Here is a 6,260-nt window from a genome sequence, read left to right as displayed (position 1 = left end):
GCAATCGTTTCGCCCCGAGGCGGGGCTCCTACACGTGTTCGGCAGCTCATCTACACGCTAATCCGGTAGGAGCGTCGCCCCGGCGCGAAGCTTGTGGGCTATCTGATAGCCTGCTGAATGGCTGCTATTCGCCGCGAGGCGCGGCTCCTGCGAGAAGCCGCGACACCGTGCAACTCTGAGTAGGGCATAGCAAACGAAAACGGCCCCGAACAGGGTGCATGGGCACCGGCCGTTCGGGGCCATTATTCAGGCGTTGAGATCCTAGTCGAGTTGCTCGCGAGTCACTGCCCCGGTCTTGCCGTCAATGCGGAACTCGTAGACCTTGCCATCCTGCTTGACGCCTTCGCCGTCCCAGTAGCCATCGTCATCGGCTTCGATCTTGTGCACCTGGGTATAGCCCCCAGATTTGGCGGCGCTCAGCGCCTGCTCAATGCTTACGGTCCAGTCAGCGCCCGGACGGTCGGCCAGGGCCGCGCCGGTGGCAAGGGCAGTGGTGGCGAGCAGGGCAGTCAATGTCTTCTTCAGCATCGGTAAACTCCTTTAACCGTTGAGGTTATTGGGCTCGAGAAATCGAGCACTCGGCAAATTCGAGAGACCGACCAACGGTAAGGTTCCTCCTGTCAGGGGCGGTGCGCTGTAACTTTATGCGTCAGCGGGCTACACCGGGCCCATGCTGAGAGCCAGCAGAGGCGTTGCGATCATCAGGTAGACGGCGATGCCGGCAAAAGCCCCGTTGCGCAGGTGGCGGGCGGTCAAGTGGTGCATCTTTGGCTACTCCGTAAGGACGCTGCACAGCGCTTCGCTGATGGCTTGGCGTTCGCTGATCGGGGTTGGCATGGCCAGGCGCGTCAGGCCGCCATCAGGGCGTTGAATCGCCAGCTCGCTTTCAAAGTGCAGGCCATAGGGTCCCAGGCTCGCATAGGTCACGCCTACACGTTCTGATCGCTCAGGGCCGTCAGCGCGCTCATGGCCGGGCTCCTGTCTGCGTGGCTGCGGTCGGTTTGGCAACTGGGGTATGGGTATAAGCATGGGCCGCCAGCAAGCTGGCCAGGGCAGCGAAACCACTCATGGGAAGATCCTCGACAGGAAGGGTGACAGCTACTGTCACCCGATGAGCCGATCATGCGCCGCACCCCAAAACGGCTGAAGTGAATGCCCGTCATGGTGATTATCGAGGTGGCTGATGGTACGTGCCTGGCCCTTGCCTTGATCGGCAGCGCCAGGCAGGCTTGTAGCTGTCCCATCACCGCCGTGTTCAGGTAAACCCTCCATGCCGTTGCAAATCTGCATTCTGGAAACAGACAACCTTCGCCCCGAACTCATCGACCAGTACCAGAGCTATGGCCGTATGTTCGAGCGGCTGTTCGCCCAGCAGCCGCTGGCTGCCGAGTTCACCCTGTATAACGTCGTCGAGGGTCATTATCCCGCGGCTGACGCGCGCTATGACGCCTACCTGGTCACCGGCAGCAAGGCCGACTCCTTTGGCAGCGATCCCTGGATCCAGACGCTCAAGACCTATCTGCTGGAGCGCTACCAGGCGGGCGACAAGCTGCTGGGTATCTGCTTTGGCCATCAGTTATTGGCGCTGCTGCTCGGCGGCAATGCCGAACGCGCCACGCAAGGTTGGGGTGTGGGTATCCATCGCTATGAGTTGGCGCACAAGGCCGAGTGGATGAGCCCGCGAGTGGATGAGCTGACCTTGCTGATCAGCCACCAGGACCAGGTAACCCGCCTGCCGGAAAACGCTACCTTGCTGGCGTCCAGCCCATTCTGCCCGATCGCCGCCTACTGCATTGAAGACCAGGTGCTGTGCTTCCAGGGGCACCCGGAGTTTATCCATGACTACTCCCGTGCCTTGCTCGACATTCGTCAGCAGCATATCGGCGAGCCGGTCTATCAGCGGGCGGTCGAGAGCTTGCAGCATGACCACCAGGGATCAACCGTGGCGGAGTGGATGATGCGCTTCGTCGCCCAGGGCCGGCGTAACGCCGAGGCCTGAGCCGTGGCCTGGCAGCTCAGCTGCCAGGCCCGCTACAGCCAGCCGTAATGACGGAAGCTGGTATACAGGCCGATACAGCCCGCGCCAATCACCCCGAGCACCCCGAAATAACCGTAGTGCCAGCTCAGCTCCGGCATGTTTTGGAAGTTCATCCCGTAAATCCCCGCGACAGCCGTGGGGAACGCCAGAATCGCCGCCCAGGCCGCGAACTTGCGCTGCGTATTGCTTTGCCGTGAGGCTTCCAGCAACAGGCCGATCTCGATGGCGTGGTCGGCCATCTCGCGCTGCGCCGTGAGGTCTTCGAGCAGGCGATTGACGTGGATTGCCACGTCGCGAAAGTACGGACGCATGTTGCGGTCGATAAACGGAAAGTCCAGGTGTTGCAGTTCCTGGCAGATCTCCGTGAGGGGAGCGATATAGCGGCGCAGGCGTAACAGGTCACGGCGCAGCCCCTGGATGCGCTCGACATCGGCCTGGCTGAGCGGGCGGCGCAGGACGTTCTGCTCCACCTCTTCCAGCTCGCTGTGATAGCTGTCCATCAGCGGTCGGTAGTTCTCGATGACAAAGGCGAGCAGCGCATAGAGCACGAAATCCTCGCCGTGTTCGAGCAGCAGCGGGCGCGCCTCGCAACGCTGGCGCACCTGGGAGTAGGGCGCGGACTCGCCATAGCGCGCGCTGATCACATAACCGCTGCCGGCGAACAGTTGGGTTTCGACGAACGTCAGTTGGCCACTCTCGCTGCGTATGGGCGAGTAGAGCACCAGAAACAGCGCATCGCCGAAGGTTTCCAGCTTGGGTCGGGTATGGCGCTGCAGGGCGTCTTCCAGCGCCAGTTCATGCAGGGTGAACTGTGCTTGCAAGTGGACCAGCTCTTCGGCGCCGGGGTCATGCAGGCCGATCCAGACAAAGTGCCCTTCGCGCGAGGCCCATATATGGCCCTCGTCCAGGGTGATATCGGTGACTTTACGGCCTGCGCAGTACGCGGCTGCAGCAACAACGTGACCCATACAAAGTGTCCTCTATCGGCAGATATGCCAGCTTAGCGACCCTCGCCACGCGCGTCTGCCCGCGCGTGCTGCAACTGCTGGTCCATCTGGTCGATGCAGTGCTGCATCTGCTGGCGACACTGGGCCATAAGGGCGGGCAAGTCGTCCAGGCTCAACCCCGTGGTGGGCAACGCTGGCAACGAGCGGATCAGCACCTCGCCGGCATGCCTGCGGTTGAGCCGCAGGCGCCCGGCATAGCTGCTCACGCACACGGGGATGATCGGCACGCCAGCGGCGATGGCCATCTGGAAGGCGCCTTTCTTGAACGGTAGCAAGGCGCCGCCGCCATTGCGCGTGCCCTCGGGGAAGACCCAGATCGAGGTATCGCGGTGCTGCAAGGTCTCGGTAGTGGTCAGCATGGCTTGCTTGGCGCGCACGGCATTGCCGCGGTCCAGCAGCACGTTACCGGCCAGCCAGTACAACTGGCCGAAAAACGGCAACCACTTCAGGCTCTTCTTGCCAATGCTCACCGTGCGCCGCGGCACCACACGGCCCAGCACATAAAGGTCGTAGTTGGATTGGTGATTGGCGACGATCACGCACGCCTGTTCACGGGCCAGCAAGGGCGCGACATCGGTTTTCAAACTAATGCCGAGAATGGGCAAGGCCGGCAGCGAATACAGCCGCGCACAGAGGCGGCTGTTATCGGGGTTGAACGGACGACACAGGCCGAGCAGCAAACCGGCAATCCCCGCGAGGATAAAGTGCACGCCCATCGCCAGCATGCGCAGAGTAAACAGCATCGCAATTCGCCCCTCGTGAGAAAGGCGCGCAGTGTACGGATGTGCACTCTTGCCGGCAATTGCCGGCCTGTTAACAGCTGTAACTCCACCAATTCCCGTACCCGTTCCGCTTTTACACCGGGCACGGTATGGCGTCGTGTATTACAACGGCAGTTGGCGATCGGCCTCGATGGCCGCGTCGAGGGTTTCCAGCAGCGCCTTACGTACCTTGAGCTTGGTGTTGCGGTGGGCGGTCATATTGATCTTCTTGAGCTGTGCGGCTGCGGCCAGCGCTGTGGCCATCAACTGCTCGGCCGGCACCACCTTATCGAGGAAGCCTGCATCCACAGCTGACTGTGGGTCGAACATCTCGCCATTGATCACCGAGCGGTGGAATGCCGACTTGCGCAAGCGATCCCGCGCCAGCTCGATGCCGACATGGTGCATGGTCATGCCGATCTGTACCTCGTTCAGGCCAATGCTGAACGTGCCTTCGACCCCGATGCGGTAGTCGGACGAGAGCAGAATAAAGGCACCCTTGGCCACGGCGTGGCCGGAGCAGGCCACGATGATCGGAAACGGATGGGCGAGCATGCGCCGCGCCAGGGTCGAGCCGGCCGCCACCAGATTCACCGCGTTCTGCGGGCTGGAAGTCATCACCTTGAGGTCATAACCGCCCGACAAGATGCCCGGCTGACCGGTGATGATCACCACCGCCCGGTCCTGCTCGGCACGGTCCAGCGCGGCATTGAAGGCGACGATGACATCGGGGGAGATGGCATTCACCTTGCCGTTGTTCAGGGTCAGGGTGGCGATGCCGTCGTCGAGTTGGTAGTGGATCAGGTCGCTCATGGCGGTATTCCTTGGGCTGAAGTGCCGCTGACGTTACCCACCCGCTTCGCCCAGGTAAAGCGCGGTGACTGACTGGTGAGTCAGCCGAAACACGGCTATCGACCCGATTACTCAGGCCAATTGGCCGGGCGCCTGGCTGGCCATTAGCGTAGCGGCAGATTTGACTGGAGCTGCGCCATGTATCGCCCATCCCTTCATCTGCTCAATGCACGCGCACTAATAGCGGCGACCTGCCTGATTGGCCTGCTATGGCTGGCCAATCGCAGCCACAGCCCAGCGGAAGTCCTGGGCCTGTTCGCCTTCAGCGCCTTCGTTTCCCTGGGCTTTCTGCTGTTTGGCCAGCAACGCTTCGCCCAGCCAGGCGGCAACACCGCCGAGGAAGACGAGACCCTGGCCTAAACACATGAATCTTTTGAAAAAAACTTTTGCCTTTGGGGGACGCTTCGGCTAGATTAGCGCGCCTCGACAGACAGCAGTGTCCATCGAGATCCGGTGAAGTGTCCGAGCGGTTGAAGGAGCACGCCTGGAAAGTGTGTATACGAGAAATCGTATCGTGGGTTCGAATCCCACCTTCACCGCCACTTTCGCAATACCAAAGCCCCGAGCTCTGAAAAGAGCTCGGGGCTTTTTGCTTTCTGGTGTTCGCAAGTGTCGAGAAGCGGCGTCAGTCGTAATGCGACCAGAGTCGTAGAACCTTCACCACCTGCTCATCCGGCAACACCATATAGACCAGCCGATGCTGAATGTTGATGCGGCGTGAGTAGGCTCCGGCGAGATTCCCGACCAGCGTTTCATAGGGAGGAGGGTTCTGGAACGGGTTGTCCTGGATGATCGCCAACAGGGCTTTAGCTTTTTCCTTTAAGCCAGCCACTGTCAATTTCTGCGCATCTTTCTGAGCTTGCTTTGTGTAGACGAGCTGCCAATTCACCAATCCAGTTCCTTGGCGCATTCCTCGACCTGCTCGGCCATGCCTTCTTTGATCGATTCGCGCATGCCAGGAACTGACAGCAGATACAGCGTCTCTTGAATCGCTTCCCAGTCTTCGGCCGACACCAGAACGGAGTTGGTGCGCTTGCCTGAAATCAGGATGGGTTGATGCGATTCGGCGGATTGATCCATCAGCCGGTACAGGTTTGTGCGTGCTTCGCTAGCGGTTAGGGTTCGCATGGGGCTCGGCCTCCTCTGTCGCCAGGCTTAGCGTACGGCAAAACGTACGTTTGTTCGCGTCATTTATCGGCAAGCGGGTTAAGCGTCAAAGTTTTCTGCGGGTGACCGGACGACGAGAGCACATTGAAAATGACCTTGCCCCTGAAAAACGTATCCCTTGCCAGGCGTCCTATTAGCCGCAAGGATACGTAATGACTAAGCCTAAAACAGACCGCGTTAAGTACACCCTAGAGTTCAAGCAGGAGGCCGTGCGCCTGGTCGAAACCGGCCTGACTCTGGCTGCGGCAGCCCGTTCTCTGGGCATGTCCGATCAGACCCTATTCAACTGGGTCAAAGCCCATCGGCAAGGCAAGCTCACGGGGGTCGACAGCAAGCCTGTGAGTGCCGAGCAGATGGAAATAAGCCGTCTGCGTGCCGAGCTGGCACGGGTCAAGATGGAGCGAGATATCCTGGGAAAAGCGACGGCGTACTTCG

At 60.6% G+C, this 6,260-nt stretch carries 10 protein-coding genes and 1 tRNA gene; 4 read left to right on the top strand and 7 right to left on the bottom strand.

Going from position 1 to position 6,260, the window contains the following annotated elements; all coding sequences use genetic code 11:
• Positions 1 to 261: 261 nt before the first annotated feature.
• Positions 262 to 528 (bottom strand): PepSY domain-containing protein, encoded by a 267-nt coding sequence (locus tag BMW49_RS08555; protein ID WP_069518135.1) that lies wholly within the window; start codon positions 526 to 528, stop codon positions 262 to 264.
• A gap of 243 nt (positions 529 to 771) precedes the next feature.
• Positions 772 to 927, bottom strand: coding sequence for a type III secretion system co-regulatory protein PtrC (gene ptrC, locus BMW49_RS24790; RefSeq protein ID WP_167362792.1), 156 nt, complete (start codon positions 925 to 927; stop codon positions 772 to 774).
• Positions 928 to 1,270: 343 nt separating this feature from the next.
• Here ptrC and BMW49_RS08550 point away from each other — a divergent pair, with 343 nt between their 5' ends.
• Positions 1,271 to 1,999 (top strand): amidotransferase, encoded by a 729-nt coding sequence (locus BMW49_RS08550; RefSeq protein ID WP_069518133.1) that lies wholly within the window; start codon positions 1,271 to 1,273, stop codon positions 1,997 to 1,999.
• 32 nt (positions 2,000 to 2,031) lie between these two features.
• Here the strand turns inward: BMW49_RS08550 and BMW49_RS08545 are convergent, their stop codons facing one another.
• The 3 genes from BMW49_RS08545 to BMW49_RS08535 all read right to left on the bottom strand — a co-directional run bounded on the left by BMW49_RS08545 (position 2,032) and on the right by BMW49_RS08535 (position 4,619).
• Positions 2,032 to 3,006, bottom strand: a complete 975-nt coding sequence (locus BMW49_RS08545; RefSeq protein WP_069518131.1) for a magnesium and cobalt transport protein CorA — start codon at positions 3,004 to 3,006, stop codon at positions 2,032 to 2,034.
• A gap of 32 nt (positions 3,007 to 3,038) precedes the next feature.
• The gene (locus BMW49_RS08540) at positions 3,039 to 3,788 is read right to left on the bottom strand and encodes a 1-acylglycerol-3-phosphate O-acyltransferase (RefSeq protein WP_069518129.1); all 750 of its coding nucleotides are present in this window, start codon (positions 3,786 to 3,788) and stop codon (positions 3,039 to 3,041) included.
• Positions 3,789 to 3,929: 141 nt separating this feature from the next.
• Positions 3,930 to 4,619, bottom strand: coding sequence for a crotonase/enoyl-CoA hydratase family protein (locus tag BMW49_RS08535; RefSeq protein ID WP_069518127.1), 690 nt, complete (start codon positions 4,617 to 4,619; stop codon positions 3,930 to 3,932).
• Positions 4,620 to 4,796: 177 nt separating this feature from the next.
• Between BMW49_RS08535 and BMW49_RS08530 the strand changes: the two genes are divergently transcribed.
• Positions 4,797 to 5,018 carry a hypothetical protein gene (locus BMW49_RS08530; protein WP_069518124.1) on the top strand — a complete coding sequence of 74 codons (222 nt, stop codon included), beginning with the start codon at positions 4,797 to 4,799 and terminating at the stop codon, positions 5,016 to 5,018.
• A 92-nt stretch (positions 5,019 to 5,110) separates the two neighbouring features.
• Positions 5,111 to 5,200: transfer RNA gene (locus BMW49_RS08525), tRNA-Ser, on the top strand.
• An 83-nt stretch (positions 5,201 to 5,283) separates the two neighbouring features.
• On the opposite strand, the gene BMW49_RS08520 is transcribed toward BMW49_RS08525, so the two are convergent.
• Both BMW49_RS08520 and BMW49_RS08515 read right to left on the bottom strand, forming a co-directional pair.
• The gene (locus BMW49_RS08520) at positions 5,284 to 5,547 is read right to left on the bottom strand and encodes a Txe/YoeB family addiction module toxin (protein WP_069518122.1); all 264 of its coding nucleotides are present in this window, start codon (positions 5,545 to 5,547) and stop codon (positions 5,284 to 5,286) included.
• Complete coding sequence (locus BMW49_RS08515; RefSeq protein ID WP_069518120.1) at positions 5,544 to 5,786, bottom strand: type II toxin-antitoxin system Phd/YefM family antitoxin; 243 nt, start codon at positions 5,784 to 5,786, stop codon at positions 5,544 to 5,546. Before BMW49_RS08515 ends, BMW49_RS08520 begins: the two co-directional genes overlap by 4 nt.
• Positions 5,787 to 5,977: 191 nt before the next feature.
• On the opposite strand from BMW49_RS08515, the gene BMW49_RS08510 reads away from it, so the two are divergent.
• A partial coding sequence (locus BMW49_RS08510; RefSeq protein ID WP_139205697.1) for a transposase occupies positions 5,978 to 6,260 on the top strand: 283 nt, incomplete at its 3' end.

It is taken from the genome of Pseudomonas cuatrocienegasensis (genome assembly GCF_900110925.1).
Lineage (GTDB): Bacteria > Pseudomonadota > Gammaproteobacteria > Pseudomonadales > Pseudomonadaceae > Aquipseudomonas > Aquipseudomonas cuatrocienegasensis.
The sequence above is the reverse complement of the archived record's forward strand: the minus strand, read 5'-3'. Positions and strand labels throughout refer to the sequence as shown.